Below are 15,688 nucleotides of genomic sequence, written 5' to 3'. Positions count from 1 at the left end.
CTTCACGGTTCTGCCTTTGCAATAATAGGTTGGCTATTTTCGATAGGTTTTTTATATGACACTGACCGAGCTCAAATACATTGTCGCCCTCGCGCGTGAAAAGCATTTTGGTCGTGCAGCAGATGCCTGTTACGTCAGCCAGCCCACGCTGTCTGTGGCCATCAAAAAGTTGGAGGACGAGCTGGGCGTCGCCTTGTTTGAACGGGGTTCCAGCGAGGTCTCGCTGACGCCTGTTGGCGAGCGGATTGTTGTGCAGGCTCAGCGGGTGCTTGAGGAGGCCTCTGCCATCAAGGCGCTTGCGATGATGGGCATGGACCCCTTGGCGGGGCCGCTGCGGGTTGGTGTCATCTACACAATCGGACCTTATCTTTTGCCATCCCTGGTGGCACACATGATTGAAAAGGTACCCAGCATGCCTTTGTTGCTCCAGGAAAATTTCACGGTGAAATTGCTTGAGTTGCTTCGGCAGGGTGAAATTGATGTGGCCATACTGGCTTTGCCGATCAATGAGTCTGGTTTTGTGATTCAGCCCCTGTATGAGGAGCCTTTTGTGGTGGCTGTGCCCAAGTCACACCGGTGGGCCAAGCGCGAGAGCCTGGGGGCCGACGAGCTGCGGGATGAGAATATGCTGTTGCTCGGTGCTGGCCATTGTTTTCGGGATCAGGTTTTGGGGGTTTGTCCCGAAATGTCGCGTTTTTCTCAGTCGTCAGAGGGCATTCAGCGCACTTTTGAAGGCAGTTCTCTTGAAACCATTCGTCACATGGTGGCCTCTGGCATCGGAATCACAATGTTGCCCTCCAGCTCGGTGCCTTCGCCAGTTCCCGCAGGGTCACTGTTGACTTATGTGCCCTTGAAAGACGATGACACGCGGCGCACTGTGGCTTTGGTTTGGCGTAAAAGCTTTGTGCGCAAAGAGGCCATTGATGCCCTGATTGAAGGCATTGCGGCCTGCCCATTGAATGGGGTGACGATGATTGATTCACCTCAAATGGTGCGATAGGGCAAGATTGATGCGTTCTTCCCGTCTGCGCGATTACTGGCAATTGCTGCGCCTTCACAAGCCCATTGGTATTTTGCTTTTGCTCTGGCCGACCTTGTGGGGGTTGTGGTTGGCCAGCCAAGGCATTCCCGATTTAAAAATTCTTGTGGTGTTTCTGCTGGGTGTTGTGCTGATGCGGTCGGCCGGTTGTGCGATCAATGATTTTGCGGATCGAGACATCGATTTGCACGTTGAGCGAACCCGGGAAAGACCGTTGACTGCAGGGCGTATTTCTTCCACCGAGGCGGTGGGGCTTGCCATTGGGCTGTCTTTGGTTTCACTGTTGATTACACTGCCATTGGGCTGGAAAGTGATTGCCATGAGTGTGCCAGCCGTTTTTTTGGCAGGTTCGTATCCATTCACCAAGCGGTTTTTTCCGATGCCGCAGGCTTACCTGGGAATCGCCTTCGGGTTTTCGATTCCGATGGCCTTTGTGGCCGTTCAAGGGGCGGTTCCGTGGCAGGGGTGGCTGATTTTTGTGGCCAATGTGTTCTGGACCGTTGCCTATGACACCGAGTATGCGCTGGTCGACAAAAATGACGATCTGAAATTGAACATTCGCACGGCAGCGATCACCTTGGGGCGCTTTGACATCACCGGCATCATGATTTGCTACGCAGTCTGTCTGGCCTTGTTTGTGGTGTTGGGGCTGGTACAGGCCTACAGCTGGCCATTCTGGCTGGGCGTGATCGCTGCGGGCCTTGTGGCCTGCTATCACTTTGCTTTGATTCGGCACCGTGACAGGCAGGCGTGTTTCAAGGCTTTTCTGCACAACAACTGGTTTGGTGCAGTGCTGTTTGCCGGATTTGTGGGGCAATTTGCCCTTCGTTAAGGCTTGGGGCCCTGCAACTCGATTGCTCGCGCATAAGCCGCTTTGGCACCCTCTACAATGCCGTCGGCAACCTGGTGCTTTCTCAAGGTCTCCAACCCTGCAAACGTGGTGCCGCCTTTGCTGGTTACGCGTTCCCGAAGTGTGGACAAAGACTCGTCTGACTGCACAGCCAGTGAGGCCGAACCCAGAAAGGTGTGATTGACCAGCAGGCGGGCCTGCGATTCATTGAACCCCAGTTCCTGGGCTGCTTTGGCCAAGGCTTCCATCCAGTAAAAAACATAACCCGGCCCGCTGCCGGAAATGGCGGTAATGGCATTGATGTCATCTTCGCTGGTCAGGTTGACCACTTCGCCGCAGCTGCGGAACAGACTTTCCACTTCACGGTGATCGGCGTCTGTGCAATTGTCGGTGCAGTACACGCCCGTAATGCCTTTGCCCACCAACGCAGGGGTGTTGGGCATGGTGCGTGCGACCGCTGCGTTGGCCTGCCCGCTCCACTGGCGCAGTTGGCTTACGCTGACGCCAGCAGCAATGCTGATCAGCAGTTTGCCTGCCAAATGAGCCTCGTACTGCTTCAGTACGTCTGGCATTGCCTGAGGCTTGACCGCCAACACCACTTGGGCACACTCGAATTCTGCCGGCCAGGTCGCGCTGCATGGCACGCCCAGACCTGTCAGGCGGGTTTTTGCATCTTCACTGGGGTCTACAACCCGCAGACTGACACCCGTGGCGCCTTTGTTGAGCAGGCCACTGATGATTGCGTAGGCCATGTTGCCGCCGCCAATGAAAAGGGTGTTGCGCATGCCGGATGATTCCTTTAACGATTTGAATAGTCGCGTTTGCCGAACAGGGCCGTGCCGACGCGCACGCAAGTGGATCCGCAAGCAATGGCGGTCTCCAGGTCTTGGGACATGCCCATCGAGAGGGTGTCTAGATGCAAACCTGTCTGGTTGAGTTTGTCCATCAGTGACTTGCACATTAGAAACTCGTGTTGCAAATCTTCTTCGCGATGGTCGGGGTTTGGAATGGTCATCAACCCGCGCAAGCTCAAGTTGGGCAACTTGGCCACGGTGCTTGCAACCTCCTCAACTTCGGCAGGGTTCAGTCCTGATTTGCTGGCCTCGCCTGAGGTATTGACCTGCAGCAAGATGTTCAAAGGGGCCAGTTCAGCGGGGCGTTGACTGGAAAGGCGTTGTGCAATTTTGAGTCGATCGACACTGTGTACCCAGGCAAACAGGGACGCAATGGATTTGGTTTTGTTGCTTTGAACCGGGCCGATGAAATGCCAGGTCAGTGTTGGGCATTCGGGTGTGTCGGCCAGTTGGGTGATTTTGTCTTCGGCCTCTTGCAGATAGTTTTCTCCAAAGGCGGTCTGCCCCAGCCTGGCGAAGTCAAGTACGGCTTCGGCTGGGAATGTTTTACTGACTGCCAGCAGCGAGACGGATTCAACCGGGCGATTGACCATCTCGCAGGCTTTCCGGATTCGAAGTTGAATGTCTGACAGACGTTGAGCGCTGGACATGATGCTGGATTGAAAACACAAAGGGAGATTATAGCCAATGACACTGACAGAATTGCTGACATGGACGGTTGAAGAAAATGCATCTGATCTCCATTTGTCTGCTGACCTGCCACCCATGGTTCGGGTCGATGGTGAGGTTCGAAAACTCAATGATGCCGTTTTGAGCCACAGAGAGGTTTACAAGCTGATCGAATCCTGCATGACCGAAGTTCAGCTTCAGCACTGGGAACAAAACCATGAGTGTGATTTCAGTACGTCTGTGGAGGGTTTGTCCCGTTTCCGGGTGAATGCATTCATGCAAAGCAGAGGGGCTGCCGCTGCTTTCAGGGTTGTGCCCAGCCGGGTAAAAAGTCTGGATGAGCTGGGCGCACCCTCTGTATTCAAAGACATTGCCAGAGAACCCAAAGGTTTGGTGTTGGTGACTGGCCCCACCGGGTCAGGCAAAAGTACGACCTTGGCCGCCATGGTCAACGAGATCAACAGAAATGACAAAGCGCACATTCTGACCATTGAAGACCCGATTGAATTTGTGCACACACCCATCAATTGCGTGATCAACCAGCGTGAGTTGGGCGAGCACACCCATTCATTTGGCGCTGCGCTACGCTCTGCCTTGCGCGAAGATCCAGACGTGATTCTGGTGGGGGAAATGCGCGATCTGGAGACAATCCAGTTGGCATTGACCGCGGCAGAAACAGGTCACCTGGTGTTTGCGACTTTGCACACCTCTTCTGCACCCAAAACAATCGACCGAATTATCGATGCATTTCCCTCTGCCGATAAATCCATGGTGAGGGCCATGTTGTCTGAGTCCTTGAGGGCAGTGATCTGTCAGACCTTGTTGAAGCAGAATGCTGGAGGGCGAGTTGCTGCGCATGAGATCATGCTGGCCACTGCGCCGATTCGCAACCTGATTCGGGAAGGCAAAGTGGCTCAGATGATGTCCGCCATTCAGACTGGAGCGGAGCAGGGCATGCGCACCTTGGAGCAGTCGGTTCAAAAGCTCATGGTGTCTGGCAAAATCACCCGGGAAGTGGCGATGAGTGCACTGTCAACGCGGTAAGTTCACCTTGGTGCTTCCGGTTAAGCGTTACAATCAGTTTCATCAGGTTTTCAGTACTTTTAACCGGAGAAGCCACCTCATGAGTGCACCCATTTATAGTTTTAGCAGCAAAACCTTGCAAGGCAAACCCATCGCATTGGCCGATTACGAAGGCAAGGTGCTTTTGATTGTTAATACAGCAAGCAAATGTGGCTTTACCCCCCAGTACGCGGGTCTTCAGGCCTTGCACGACAAATACGCCGGTCAGGGTTTGGTGGTGATCGGATTTCCCTGCAATCAGTTTGGCAAGCAGGAACCGGGCGGCGCAGAAGAAATTGCCGGCTTTTGCGACCTGAATTATGGCGTGACATTTACGATGTCTGACAAAGTGGACGTCAACGGTGCAGACGCCCACCCTTTGTACAAGTTTTTGACCACCGAGGCGAAAGGCATACTGGGCAGTGAAGCCATCAAATGGAATTTCACCAAATTTCTGGTGAGAAAAAACGGGGATGTTTTCAAGCGATATGCACCCACCACCAAACCTGCTGATCTGGCGGGTGACATCGAGAAGTTGCTGGCCGAGTGATCAGCTGTTTTCTGCTCGCGGGCGGTAACTGCCCGCGGCAATCGGAAATTCAAACAGTCTGCATTCAATGGCGCCATTGAACAGCGGTGTTTTGCGCTTGGGGCTGAGCCCAATGACTTTCTTGATTTCCAGATCGCCCGAGAACACCATGGCGGTCCAACCGGCGTAACTGCTTTTCAACAGATTGCCGAATTCTTTGAAGAGACGGACATAGGCTTCGTCTTCAGGAATGTCTGCGCCCTTGGCACGCACACGCTCACCGTAAGGTGGGTTGGTGAGCATCAAGCCGAGTTCGCTGGTTGGTTTGGTGACCAGGGCGTCTTTTTGGCTGAATTGAATCAATCCCGCTTCCAGCAATTCCCCCAGGCCAGCACGCTTTGCATTTTCTTCAGCCATTTCGACAAGGAGGGGGGTGATGTCGCTGGCGGTCCACTGAAAGTGACGTTCCTCCAGCGCTTTGTCCAGGCCAGCGTTGAAGCGTTGGTTGGCCTCGTTTTGCAAGGCCTGCCCCAAGGCTGGATCGTAGGGCTTCAGTTTCTCGAATCCGAAGGGGCGCTCAAGCCCGGGCGCTCGGTCGCACAGTGTGCACACCGATTCAATGACCAAAGTGCCGCTTCCGCAGAACGGGTCTATGAAATGGGTTGCACCAATGGCGGTGGCGCGTTGTTCGGCAATGGCCCAGATGCCTGCAGCCAGGTTCTCTTTCAAGGGGGCTTCGCCCTTGTCAAGACGCCAGCCCCGTTTGAACAGGTTTTCACCGGCCAGGTCGATGTACACCATGGCTTCCGTGGCAGACACGGCGCCAAACACACGCACATCAGGTTCTTCGATGCTGACATTGGGTCGCTCGTCGAACTGTCGAATAAAGGCGTCACAAATGGCGTCTTTGAGGCGCAACTGCGTGAAACGGATGCTTTTGACGTTTGCACCCAGATTGTTGAGGTCAACCCGAAAGGTCTGACTGAGCCCAAACCAGTTCCACCAAGGCACGGTCAATGCCAGTTTGTACAAGTCTTCATCGGACTGGAATGGGCCTTTGGCGATCTGAAGACCTACTCGGCCAGCAAAGCGGCTCCAGTAGGTGATGCGAGTGGCCTGGATCCAGCTGGCCTCGAAGGTACAGCCACCGTGGGTGGTTTCAACCTTTCGGCCCCCCAGTTTTTCGATTTCGGCTTGCAGCTGTGTTTCCAGGCCACGAGGACAGCTGGCGAAGCATTCAAACACTGGCTTCAGGACTGCTGCAGATTTGCCACCTTTCGGGGCGTTTTTAAACGACATGTGTGCCTTGATCAAAAGGGTTTGACAACCACCAAAATGATGGCAATTGCCATGAGCACCACTGGAATTTCATTGAACCAGCGATAAAAAACGTGACTTCGGGTGTTGGCCTGCCTTTCAAATTTTTTCAGCAGTCGGCCGCAGCCGTGGTGGTAGCCCACGATCAGCAACACAACCAGTATCTTGGCGTGAAGCCAGCCGGTGTGTCCGCCAGTGCCGATTTTGTAGACGCCCACCAACATGAAGCCCAGCAAGAGGGCTGGAATGGCCAGCAATGTCATGAATTTGTAAAGCTTGCGGGCCATGACAAGCAGCCGGGCGATGGCAGCTGGTTCGGTTTCCATGGCGAGATTCACAAAAATGCGGGGCAAGTAAAACAGACCTGCAAACCAGGACGCCACGAACAGAATGTGAAATGACTTGATCCAGAGATAACCTGACATCGAACTGCCTCCCGAGTGTGTTTATTGTCTGACTTCACCGTGGCCGAACACCACGTATTTTTGACTGGTCAATCCCTCAAGGCCGACAGGGCCCCGCGCATGAATTTTGTCGGTGGATATGCCGATTTCTGCACCCAGACCGTACTCGAATCCATCGGCGAAACGGCTGGACGCGTTGATCATGACGGATGCGGAGTCCACCTCACGGATAAAACGCATGGCGTTGCTGTGATTTTCCGTCACGATGACATCGGTGTGATGAGAGCCAAAGTGGTTGATGTGTGAAATGGCTTCGTCCAGGGAGTCTATCAATTTGATCGACAGCACCGGAGCCAGATACTCGGTAGACCAGTCCTCTTCGGTGGCTGCAAGCAGCTTCGGAAAGCGCGCCAAGGTGCGCTGACATCCGCGCAGTTCAACCTGTTTGTTGCCGTATATTTCAACAAGCTTTGCCAAAGTGTCGGGGGCATGCGCACTGTGCACCAGCAAGGTTTCCATGGTGTTGCAGGTGCCGTAGCGGTGTGTTTTCGCATTGTCTGCGATGGCGACGGCTTTGTCCGCGTCAGCGAATTCATCGATGAACACGTGGCAGATGCCATCCAGATGTTTGATGACGGGCACTCTGGCTTCTTTGGAGATGCGTTCGATCAGGCCTTTGCCGCCGCGGGGAACGATGACGTCCACATACTCGGCCATGGTGATCAAGGTGCCGACTGCCGCCCGATCGGTGGTGTCAATCACAATGACCGCGTCTGCGGGCAAACCTGCTGCCTCCAGACCCTGTGCCACGAGTTTGGCCAAGGCGTTGTTGCAGCGCAGGGCTTCGGACCCACCCCGTAGAATGGTTGCATTGCCGGATTTGATGCACAGCCCGGCTGCGTCAACCGTGACATTCGGGCGCGCCTCGTAAATGATGCCGACCACGCCCAGGGGCACTCGCATCTTGCCGACCAATATGCCGCTTGGCCTGTTTTTGAAGTCGGTCATTTCGCCAATCGGGTCGGGCAACTGAGCGATCTGCTCCAGCCCTTCGGCCATTGTTTCAATGGCTTTGTCAGACAAGGCCAGCCTGTCCAGCAATGCGGGTTCCAGTCCATTGAGTCGAGCGCGCTCAAGGTCTTCCGCATTGGCGGCTTTCAGCATGGCTGATTGTTGTCGAACGAGTTGGGCAATGGCCCGCAAGGCGCGATTTTTCTGATCGGTGCTGGCCTTGGCCATCGCGGCGGACGCTGTGCGTGCGCGCTTTCCGATGTTCAGCACCTGTTCTGCGATGTTCATGATTCAATTCCAATTCGGGCGGGCGGGGAAACACCCGCAATGCCCATGCCGATCAATTCTAATAGAGTCCAGGGTTCACCCTTGAGCAAACCTTTGATGGTTTTCTCAGCGGTGTAGCACCAGCGCGTCAATTCTTCCAGACTGGCGCTGTTGTGGCGTTTCAAGGCTGAGCCAATGTGTTGTTGGCGAGCACCCCAAATGCGCGCCTGCTGGCAGGCCTGCGCCAAAGGCAGGCCGCGATGCATCTGCAGACGGGTTTCACGGATGGCCCTAATTTCTTCTTGCAAGGTCCAAAGCACCAGCACAGTGGATTCACCCTCAGCGCGAAGACCATCAATCATTCGGGATATGCGTCGTGTGTCGGCTGCAAGCAAGCTGGGGCCGAGGTCAAACACATTGTAGCGTGCGGCGTCGCTTGCAACATGCTGAATCTGTTCGAGCGAAATGGCCCCTTGGTGCTCGACGGCGAGCTTTTCAAGCGCCTGATGCGCCGCAAGCAAGTTGCCCTCGGTTCGCTCGGCCAGCCAGTTTGAACCGTCAGGGCTCATTTTCAGACCCAGGCGCTCAGCCGATTGCGAAATCCATTGGGCCATGTTCGCGCTCGTAATCGCTTTGCAAACCAGTTCGGTGCCAGTTGAAAGCAAAGATGAAAAACCGGCGGACTTTTCCTGGGTTTTGTTCAATCTGGGGCCGGTGACCAGCAGGCAATGATCACATTGCCCCTGCTGCATCCATCGACACGCCTGGTCGATCGCTTCAGCAAGGTCCTTGTTCATTTTCGGTTGGGTCAGTCGCAATTCAACGAGGCTAAGATCGCCAAACAGGGACACCTCTGAGAACAGCGCCAGAAACGCTTGTGGGTCGAGACTTCGGTCTGCGTCAATGACCTGCCGTTCAAAGTGGGTGTTCAGACGCAATCGGGTGCGATACAGATCGCTGCCTTGGGTTAAAAACAGAGGTTCATCCGTAAAAATACAGAAAAGTTGTGGCTGCTTGGGATTTCCCTGTTCTGGCTTTAACCAGTGTTCAAGGGCAATTTTTTTCACCTCCGCGACCTCATTGGCTGGCGACTTTGAGATTGGCGAGGCGGGTCACGATCTGGCGTGCCATGTCCTGCTGCATCTCCTGATACAGGTTGCTTTCTTCGTTTTCGCTGCTGAGCAACTGATTGTCGTTGTAGGTCAGGTCTCGTCGTTGCGTCAAGTCGGTGGTGGCGATCAAGTAATCGCCGTTGGCGTCAGTCACGCTGTATTGCAGGTCGTAGGTGAGTCGCACCTCGAGTGCTCTGCCGGATGCGCTGAAGGTGATCACACTGCGGTCGCGCTTTTCACGGATCAGGTTCAAGCGAAGCGGGGCTTTGACGCCCTCATTGACTTTCAGGCCGTTGATTTCAAGCTGAAGGTCCATGATTCTGTAGACGTCACTTTTCTCCATGCCCGCGAGCTTGATGGCGTCAAAGTCGAACTTGTACTGACCCCTCAGCTGAAATCCGCAGGCGGTGAGCCAGAAGGTGAGGGTGATCAGTAAAAGGGGCTTGATCAGTCGCATGCGTGACACGATCTCCAGTTAAACCACAATGTTAATCAATTTTCCAGGCACCACGATGATCTTTTTCGGCGCGCCGCCATCCAGAAACTTTTGCACGGTGTCATTTGCCAGTGCGGTGGCTTCGATGCTCGCTTTGTCCGCATCGGCCGACACCTCAATGCTGCCTCGCAATTTGCCATTGATTTGGACCATCAGTGTCAATTCGGAGCGTACAAGGGCTTTTTCATCCACCTCGGGCCATGGGGCGTCCAGCAGCGTGCCGTGAGAGACGGCGTAACCGAGTGCCTGCCACAGGTGGCATGTCAGGTGTGGCACGATGGGGTAGAGCACACGCAACAAGATGCCCATGCCTTCGACCAGCACGGCCTTGTCGTCATCCCCTTTCGCCTGCTGAGCAAATGAATCGAGCGTGTTCAGCATTTTCATGCCGGCTGAAACCACGGTGTTGTACTGATTGCGATCGTAGTCGAAGTTGGCCTGCTTGAGCACCTCATGCAGTTCCCGTCGGGTGTTCTGCGCAGCCTTGTCCAAACTTGCTGGCAGGGTGGATTGCGCAGTGAACACCGATTCGAAATTCAAGCCCAGATGGAAAAGCCGCTTGAGGAAACGGTGCGCACCTTCGACGCCAGAGCCACTCCATTCGAGACTTTGCTCGGGCGGGGCTGCGAACATGGTAAACAGGCGAGCCGTGTCAGCGCCATATTGGTCAATCAGGGCCTGTGGATCGATGCCGTTGTTTTTCGATTTCGACATTTTTTCAACACCACCGATGTGCACCGGTGCGCCGCTGGCTTTCAGCTTGGCGGACACTGGACGCCCGCGGTCGTCAAAGCTGACCTCGACGTCGTCGGGGTTGATCCAGGTTTTTTTGCCGTTGGCTTCTTCGGTGTAGTAGGTGTCGTTCAACACCATGCCTTGGGTGAGCAAGGCTGTGGCAGGTTCACGGAATTTCACCAAGCCCAGGTCGTTCATCACCTTGGTCCAGAAGCGGCTGTACAGCAAATGCAAAATGGCGTGCTCGATGCCACCGATGTACTGGTCCATTGGCATCCAGTAATCGGCGCGTTCATCGGTCATGGTGTTGGCGTCGTTGCACACGTAGCGGGTGAAGTACCAGCTGGAATCCACAAAAGTGTCCATGGTGTCGGTTTCGCGCCGGGCCGGTTTGCCACACTTGGGGCAGGTGCACTGGTAAAACGCCGCACTTTTGGCCAGAGGGTTGCCACTGCCATCCGGCACGAGGTCCTCGGGTAGTATCACCGGCAGGTCTTTCTCAGGCACAGGCACGTCGCCGCAGGTGTCGCAGTAAATGATGGGAATCGGCGTGCCCCAGTAGCGCTGGCGGGAAATGCCCCAATCGCGCAGGCGGAACTGAATGCGCTTTTCACCCAGGCCTTTTGCCGCCATGAAGTCGGCAACCCAATCCACAGCAGCATTGTAGTGTTTGCCATTCAATTCGCCTGAATTGACACAAATGCCATGGTCTTTGTCGCCATACCAGTCGGACCACTGGGTGGCGTCAAAACGCTGGCCTTTGACATCAACGACCTGTTTGATCTCGATGCCGTATTTCAACGCAAAGGCAAAATCACGCTCGTCGTGCGCAGGCACGCCCATCACAGCGCCATCGCCGTAGCTCATCAGCACGTAGTTGCCAACCCACACCGGCACGTCGGCACCTGTGACGGGATGCTTCACACTGAGCCCCGTGGGCATGCCTTTCTTTTCCATGGTGGCCATGTCGGCCTCGGCCACGCCACCCGCCTTGCATTCAGCGATGAAAGCCTGCAACTCAGGGTTGTTGGCTGCCGCCAAAGTGGCCAGCGGGTGCTCAGCCGCCACTGCGGCAAAGGTAACGCCCATGATGGTGTCGGCACGGGTGGTGAAAACGAACATTTTTCCGTCTTGAACCAACTTGCCTTGCGCATCCGTGATGTCATGGGTGAACGCGAAACGCACACCGGTGGATTTGCCAATCCAGTTTTCCTGCATCAGTTTGACGCGCTCCGGCCATTGCAGGTCTTTCAGGTCGTCCAGCAGGGCGTCGGCATAACTGGTGATGGCCATGTAGTACATGGGGATGTCACGTTTTTCCACCACCGCGCCAGAGCGCCACCCGCGTCCGTCGATCACTTGTTCATTGGCCAGCACGGTTTGGTCAATCGGGTCCCAGTTGACGGTGCCGGTTTTCTTGTACACGATGCCTTTCTCCAGCATCTTCAAAAACAGCCATTGGTTCCACTTGTAGTAGTCGGGTTTGCAGGTGGCTACTTCCTTGGACCAGTCAATTGCCAGGCCCATGGATTCCATCTGCTTTTTCATGTACTGAATGTTGCTGTAGGTCCATGCCGCTGGGGGTTTGCCATTGGCCATCGCTGCGTTTTCCGCGGGCATGCCAAAGGCGTCCCATCCCATGGGCATGAGGGTGTTGTAGCCCTTCATGCGCTTTTGGCGGATCATCACGTCGTTGATGGTGTAATTGCGCACATGGCCCATGTGCAGTTTGCCGCTTGGATAGGGCAGCATAGACACACAGTAGTACTTGGGCTTCTCCTGCCCTTGAGCATTTTTGGCAAAGGCTTCGGCCCTGTAGGCGTCAGTCACTTTCCAGTCCTGCTGGATGGCGTTTTCAATGTCTTGGGCGGAGTATTTTTCGAGCATGATTAAGTAGACGCTAAAAGGAACCGTATTCAACAAAAGGCCGAGGGCAATTTCTGTCAAACTCGGCCAATCTTGAATTATATCGGGGTTTTACAGCCAGCCAGCCGGTTTGCCGTTACACTCGATGGCACATCTTCAACGGGGTTCACAAAATGAAGCGATCTTTGGTTTGTTTGCTGGTATTGACCCCGCTGTGGTCCTTTGCCTTAAGTGGCTGCGCTGTGGCCTCCGCCACTGCGGGTGCTGCCATTTCGGTCACGGGGGCGGTGGTGTCTGCCGGCGTCAGTGTGGCAGGCTCTGCTGCATCTGCGGCCATTGATGCCGCCTCGGGCAGCAAAGGGGATTGATTCTCCTGTTAAAATCTACAGCAGTTCAAATCATCTGCCTGTGTGCTTAGCCTGTGTCCCTACTTGAAACGCTGAATCCTGAACAACTTGCCGCCGTTACCTTGCCTCGCGCGTCTGCGCTTATTCTGGCTGGTGCTGGCAGTGGAAAAACCAAGGTGTTGACCGCACGGATTGCGTGGTTGATTCAAACCGGGCAAGTGGGCCCAAGTGGCGTGTTGGCGGTGACCTTCACCAACAAGGCCGCCAAAGAAATGCTAACGCGGATATCCGCGATGTTGCCGATCAACACCCGCAGCATGTGGGTGGGCACTTTTCACGGGTTGTGCAATCGCATGCTTCGGGCTCACTGGAAAGAGGCGGGTTTGCCCCAGGCCTTCCAGATTCTCGACACTCAAGACCAGCTTTCTGCCATCAAACGGATGTACAAGGTGCTGGGCATAGATGCTGAAAAATTTCCACCCAAGCAGTTGGCTCATTTTGTGGGGGCAGCCAAGGAGCAGGGGCTGCGCCCGAAAGACGTGGACGCCTACGACGAGTACCACCGCATGATGGTGCGCCTGTACGAGGCCTATGAAATGCAGTGCCAGCGTGAGGGGGTGGTCGACTTCTCAGAACTGCTGCTTCGCTCTTTTGAATTGCTGGGGGCCAACCCGGCATTGCGTGCGCATTATCAGGCGCGGTTCAAATACATTCTGGTCGACGAGTTTCAGGACACCAATGCCTTGCAATACAACTGGCTGAAGCGTCTTGCCGGAGAGCAGGGCTGTATTTTCGCAGTGGGCGATGACGACCAGTCCATCTACGCGTTTCGGGGTGCACGCGTGGCCAACATGGCCCAGTTTGAACTGGATTTCAATGTGCAGAACCGGATCAAGCTGGAGCAGAATTACCGGTCTGTCGGCAATGTGTTAACTGCCGCCAATGCGTTGATCTCCAACAACAAGTCTCGACTGGGTAAAGAGCTTTGGACCCAAGCCGGCGAGGGCGAACCCATCCGCGTCTACGAGGCCACCAGCGACCAGGATGAAGCGGCGTTCGTCATTGAGCGCATTAAAAAGCTGGTGCTTGAAGAGGGGTTTTCCAGATCGGACATTGCCGTGTTGTATCGTTCCAATGCGCAATCACGCGTCATTGAGCAGGGTCTGTTCAATGCCGGAATAGCCTATCGCGTGTATGGGGGCCTGCGTTTTTTTGAACGCGCTGAAATCAAGCACGCATTGGCCTATCTGCGATTGCTGGACAATGCAGACGACGACAATTCATTCAGCCGGGTCGTGAATTTTCCGGTGCGTGGCATCGGCTCACGCACGATCGAGCAATTGCAAGACACAGCCACTGCGCAGGGTACATCGCTGTTTCGCGCCATTGTCGGTATGCAGGGCAGAAGCCAGGCCTCATTGCAGAAGTTTGCTGATCTGATTGATCGCATGCGCTTTGAGACCCGTGGCATGCCTTTGCCCGAACTGGTGGACAAGGTGATCCACGATTCAGGTCTGATCGCCCACTTTGAAAAAGACAAAGACGGCGAAGATCGGGTCGAGAACTTGAAAGAACTGGTCAACGCCGCAGCCTCTTTTTCGGTGTCAGAGGGGTATTATCAGGACACCCCGGCCACCATGCTGGATGAGGAAAAGTTGACCACGCCACTGGCCGACTTTCTGTCGCACGCTTCTCTTGAGGCGGGTGACAATGCGGCCGCGGCGGGGCAAGACGCTGTGCAACTGATGACTGTTCACTCGGCCAAAGGCCTTGAGTTTCATTGTGTGTTTGTAACCGGTCTTGAGGAAGGTCTGTTTCCCCATGAAAACAGCTTGAGCACCTCCGTGTCTGGCAGCGATGGGGGAGCGGTGGATGGTGTTGAGGAAGAGCGAAGGCTGATGTATGTGGCCATTACGCGCGCCAGAGAGCAGCTTTATTTGTCCCATGCGCAACAACGCATGCTGCATGGTCAGATCCGGTATCACTTGCGTTCGCGATTTCTGGATGAACTCCCCGAAAACGTCCTGAAGTGGTTGACGCCCAAGCGCGCGCACATTGCATCACAGGGATGGAGTGGACTCGACAATCAGATCGGCTGGGGTGCTCAGTCGATTCACGGCAATCGGGCTGCCTTGTCTTACACCAGCAAGGCACCCCGGCCCTATCCGATCGGTACAGGTGTTAACCACGCTCGGTTTGGCGACGGCGTGGTGGTGGCCTACGAGGGGGAGGGCGAGGAGCAGCGCATTCAAATCAACTTTGGTGCACAGGGCATGAAGTGGCTGATGCTCAGCCTCGCCAAGCTGACTAAATCGTGATGTCCAGGTGATGTGGGTCGTGTTCAAACACTGACCGGTAGCTGGGGTAAAGCGCTCCAAACGTGATTCCCATGACGATGGCGGATGTCAGTATGTTCATCACCATCAAAAGCATCAAGGGTGCCCCCAAGAGGTTGAACAGGATCGCCATGCCAACGCCAAGCCCGAGCGTCAGCAGTACCCAGCCCATTCCGAAAATCACAAAAGTGGCCTTGTTGCGCCAGGTGGCTACCCAGCTGGCAAACAGGGCTTTCCAGGCTGACATGCCGTGCCACACCACCAAAGCTGGGGCATACCAAAACAGCAAAATGACTGGAATGGATGCCACGCTGACAAACGCACTGTAAGTGACCATGTAGGTGGCAAGCTCTGCCATCTGCGCGGTATTGGCTCCGCCGTTTTCAATTTGTGCCAGATCCGCCATGGGCTGTGGGCCCAGGGCCAGGTAGGCCAGCAATTTGATCAGCGCAAAGCACACTGTGAACACAGCGCCCAGGCACAGCAGGGGGTTCAGGTTTTTCTTGCGATTTTCTGTAAAACCCGCAAACATTTGCACGGGCGTTACCCGCATGCCGTTTGCGCCCATCTTGCTGGCGATCATGATTCCGGCACCAAGCCCAGGGGTAATCAGCGTCATCAGTGGTCCGCCCAGCCAAGGCACCAACATACCCACAAACAGCAGCACAAACAAATAGGTGTTGCCCAGCAAAAACATTTCGCCAGGTTTGCGTCTGAACAGTCTCAGACCTTCGATCAGCCAGTCCCAACCGGTGCTTGGCCGGCAGGTGTGTACGTGTGTCCCCACTTCAGTA

At 55.1% G+C, this 15,688-nt stretch carries 15 protein-coding genes; 6 read left to right on the top strand and 9 right to left on the bottom strand.

Annotated features, from left to right (window positions below; translation table 11 throughout):
* Nucleotides 1-55 precede the first annotated feature (55 nt).
* Nucleotides 56-1,000, top strand: coding sequence for a LysR substrate-binding domain-containing protein (locus tag QQJ87_RS05625; RefSeq protein WP_284280474.1), 945 nt, complete (start codon nucleotides 56-58; stop codon nucleotides 998-1,000).
* Nucleotides 1,001-1,010: 10 nt separating this feature from the next.
* A complete protein-coding gene (gene ubiA / locus QQJ87_RS05620; protein ID WP_284280473.1) occupies nucleotides 1,011-1,871 on the top strand; it encodes a 4-hydroxybenzoate octaprenyltransferase in 861 nt (286 codons plus the stop codon).
* Here the strand turns inward: ubiA and proC are convergent.
* Both proC and QQJ87_RS05610 read right to left on the bottom strand, forming a co-directional pair.
* Nucleotides 1,868-2,674 carry a pyrroline-5-carboxylate reductase gene (gene proC / locus QQJ87_RS05615; protein WP_284280472.1) on the bottom strand — a complete coding sequence of 269 codons (807 nt, stop codon included), beginning with the start codon at nucleotides 2,672-2,674 and terminating at the stop codon, nucleotides 1,868-1,870. The two genes, ubiA and proC, sit on opposite strands and share 4 nt — an antisense overlap.
* 14 nt (nucleotides 2,675-2,688) lie before the next feature.
* On the bottom strand, nucleotides 2,689-3,396 hold the full coding sequence (locus QQJ87_RS05610) for a YggS family pyridoxal phosphate-dependent enzyme (protein ID WP_284280519.1): 708 nt from the start codon (nucleotides 3,394-3,396) through the stop codon (nucleotides 2,689-2,691).
* Nucleotides 3,397-3,430: 34 nt separating this feature from the next.
* Here QQJ87_RS05610 and QQJ87_RS05605 point away from each other — a divergent pair, with 34 nt between their 5' ends.
* Together QQJ87_RS05605 and QQJ87_RS05600 are read left to right on the top strand one after the other, a co-directional pair.
* Nucleotides 3,431-4,456, top strand: coding sequence for a type IV pilus twitching motility protein PilT (locus tag QQJ87_RS05605; protein ID WP_284280471.1), 1,026 nt, complete (start codon nucleotides 3,431-3,433; stop codon nucleotides 4,454-4,456).
* Between the two features lie 79 nt (nucleotides 4,457-4,535).
* Entirely contained in the window at nucleotides 4,536-5,024 is a 489-nt protein-coding gene (locus QQJ87_RS05600; protein ID WP_284280470.1) for a glutathione peroxidase, read from the top strand.
* Here QQJ87_RS05600 and QQJ87_RS05595 read toward each other — a convergent pair whose 3' ends face one another.
* From QQJ87_RS05595 to leuS, 6 genes are read right to left on the bottom strand one after another with little or no spacing between them, the layout of a single operon-like run.
* Nucleotides 5,025-6,302 (bottom strand): THUMP domain-containing class I SAM-dependent RNA methyltransferase, encoded by a 1,278-nt coding sequence (locus QQJ87_RS05595; RefSeq protein WP_284280469.1) that lies wholly within the window; start codon nucleotides 6,300-6,302, stop codon nucleotides 5,025-5,027. It abuts the gene before it with no gap.
* Nucleotides 6,303-6,313: 11 nt separating this feature from the next.
* Nucleotides 6,314-6,745 (bottom strand): CopD family protein, encoded by a 432-nt coding sequence (locus QQJ87_RS05590; protein WP_284280468.1) that lies wholly within the window; start codon nucleotides 6,743-6,745, stop codon nucleotides 6,314-6,316.
* Between the two features lie 21 nt (nucleotides 6,746-6,766).
* Nucleotides 6,767-8,023: a glutamate-5-semialdehyde dehydrogenase gene (locus QQJ87_RS05585; RefSeq protein ID WP_284280467.1), complete on the bottom strand. Its 1,257-nt coding sequence runs from the start codon at nucleotides 8,021-8,023 to the stop codon at nucleotides 6,767-6,769.
* On the bottom strand, nucleotides 8,020-9,069 hold the full coding sequence (gene holA / locus QQJ87_RS05580; RefSeq protein ID WP_284280466.1) for a DNA polymerase III subunit delta: 1,050 nt from the start codon (nucleotides 9,067-9,069) through the stop codon (nucleotides 8,020-8,022). The genes QQJ87_RS05585 and holA overlap by 4 nt, the downstream gene beginning before the upstream one ends.
* Before the next feature lie 10 nt (nucleotides 9,070-9,079).
* Complete coding sequence (locus tag QQJ87_RS05575) at nucleotides 9,080-9,571, bottom strand: LPS-assembly lipoprotein LptE (protein ID WP_284280518.1); 492 nt, start codon at nucleotides 9,569-9,571, stop codon at nucleotides 9,080-9,082.
* Between the two features lie 18 nt (nucleotides 9,572-9,589).
* Nucleotides 9,590-12,232: a leucine--tRNA ligase gene (gene leuS / locus QQJ87_RS05570; RefSeq protein WP_284280465.1), complete on the bottom strand. Its 2,643-nt coding sequence runs from the start codon at nucleotides 12,230-12,232 to the stop codon at nucleotides 9,590-9,592.
* Between the two features lie 152 nt (nucleotides 12,233-12,384).
* On the opposite strand from leuS, the gene QQJ87_RS05565 reads away from it, so the two are divergent.
* Complete coding sequence (locus QQJ87_RS05565; RefSeq protein WP_284280464.1) at nucleotides 12,385-12,579, top strand: hypothetical protein; 195 nt, start codon at nucleotides 12,385-12,387, stop codon at nucleotides 12,577-12,579.
* Nucleotides 12,580-12,632: 53 nt separating this feature from the next.
* Entirely contained in the window at nucleotides 12,633-14,876 is a 2,244-nt protein-coding gene (locus QQJ87_RS05560; protein WP_284280463.1) for a UvrD-helicase domain-containing protein, read from the top strand.
* Here QQJ87_RS05560 and QQJ87_RS05555 read toward each other — a convergent pair.
* Nucleotides 14,866-15,681: a BPSS1780 family membrane protein gene (locus tag QQJ87_RS05555; RefSeq protein ID WP_284280461.1), complete on the bottom strand. Its 816-nt coding sequence runs from the start codon at nucleotides 15,679-15,681 to the stop codon at nucleotides 14,866-14,868. The two genes, QQJ87_RS05560 and QQJ87_RS05555, sit on opposite strands and share 11 nt — an antisense overlap.
* Nucleotides 15,682-15,688: the final 7 nt, after the last annotated feature.

Origin of the sequence: Limnobacter litoralis, assembly GCF_030160455.1 — a bacterium.
GTDB classification, from domain to species: domain Bacteria; phylum Pseudomonadota; class Gammaproteobacteria; order Burkholderiales; family Burkholderiaceae_B; genus Limnobacter; species Limnobacter litoralis.
Note: the sequence above shows the minus strand (reverse complement) of the source record. Positions and strands in the feature narration are given on the sequence as shown.

Excerpts from the sequence above, each read along its gene's own strand:
- ubiA (WP_284280473.1), top strand. The coding sequence starts at position 1,011 with ATGCGTTCTTCCCGTCTGCGCGATTACTGGCAATTGCTGCGCCTTCAC.
- QQJ87_RS05575 (WP_284280518.1), bottom strand. The coding sequence starts at position 9,571 with ATGCGACTGATCAAGCCCCTTTTACTGATCACCCTCACCTTCTGGCTC.
- QQJ87_RS05565 (WP_284280464.1), top strand. The coding sequence starts at position 12,385 with ATGAAGCGATCTTTGGTTTGTTTGCTGGTATTGACCCCGCTGTGGTCC.
- QQJ87_RS05595 (WP_284280469.1), bottom strand. The coding sequence starts at position 6,302 with ATGTCGTTTAAAAACGCCCCGAAAGGTGGCAAATCTGCAGCAGTCCTG.
- leuS (WP_284280465.1), bottom strand. The coding sequence starts at position 12,232 with ATGCTCGAAAAATACTCCGCCCAAGACATTGAAAACGCCATCCAGCAG.
- QQJ87_RS05585 (WP_284280467.1), bottom strand. The coding sequence starts at position 8,023 with ATGAACATCGCAGAACAGGTGCTGAACATCGGAAAGCGCGCACGCACA.
- proC (WP_284280472.1), bottom strand. The coding sequence starts at position 2,674 with ATGCGCAACACCCTTTTCATTGGCGGCGGCAACATGGCCTACGCAATC.
- QQJ87_RS05590 (WP_284280468.1), bottom strand. The coding sequence starts at position 6,745 with ATGTCAGGTTATCTCTGGATCAAGTCATTTCACATTCTGTTCGTGGCG.
- QQJ87_RS05605 (WP_284280471.1), top strand. The coding sequence starts at position 3,431 with ATGACACTGACAGAATTGCTGACATGGACGGTTGAAGAAAATGCATCT.
- QQJ87_RS05625 (WP_284280474.1), top strand. The coding sequence starts at position 56 with ATGACACTGACCGAGCTCAAATACATTGTCGCCCTCGCGCGTGAAAAG.
- QQJ87_RS05600 (WP_284280470.1), top strand. The coding sequence starts at position 4,536 with ATGAGTGCACCCATTTATAGTTTTAGCAGCAAAACCTTGCAAGGCAAA.